Annotated in this window: 1 pseudogene; it reads right to left on the reverse strand. The window is 73.8% G+C overall.

Annotated elements, in window-relative coordinates:
- A pseudogene (locus tag ACLQ24_RS30115) lies at nt 1–557 on the reverse strand (AAA family ATPase); the annotation flags it as partial.
- Nucleotides 558–580 lie beyond the last annotated feature (23 nt).

Raw genomic sequence — 580 nt, forward strand, 5'->3', positions numbered from 1 at the left:
GGGAAGGCGGCCTCGACCATGGCGGTCTTGCCGGTGCCGGGCGGCCCGTACAGCAGCACGGGCACCTGCTGGGTGCGTAGCCGCCGTAGTTCCTCGACGTCCCAGCCCCGCCCGAGCCGCCGCGGGTGGTACAGCGTGCCGTTCGGTCGCGGTACGGGCGCGGGCCGTCCCTGCCGGCCACCACCACCACCACCACCACCACCGCTGCTGCCGCTGGAGCGGGTGCGGGGCGCGGCGGGCGGGAGGGTGCCGGCGGCGTCGATGCCGGCCTGGGTGATCTGGAAGCGGTGGTGCGGGTCGCGGTGATGGGTGGCGTGCCCGGCGCTGGCCATCTTCTTCAACGCCTCGAACACCGCCCCGGACGACGGGGCGCCGATCGCCCGGGTGATCTCGCCAACCTTGAGAATCTGGTCGGGGTGGTCGGCCAGGTGCAGGGCCACCTTCCGGTACAGGTAGCCGGACCGGCCGGAGGCGGCCTCAGCGGTGGGCGTGTCGGTCGCGGGCGGGTTGTTCTGCGGTGCGCCGGCCTGGGGGGCCGGTGGGGTTGGTGTGGTCATGGTGATGCCTCGATTCCAAGGTC

It is taken from the genome of Micromonospora sp. DT4, from assembly GCF_049841675.1.
In the GTDB taxonomy this organism is placed as follows: domain Bacteria; phylum Actinomycetota; class Actinomycetes; order Mycobacteriales; family Micromonosporaceae; genus Micromonospora.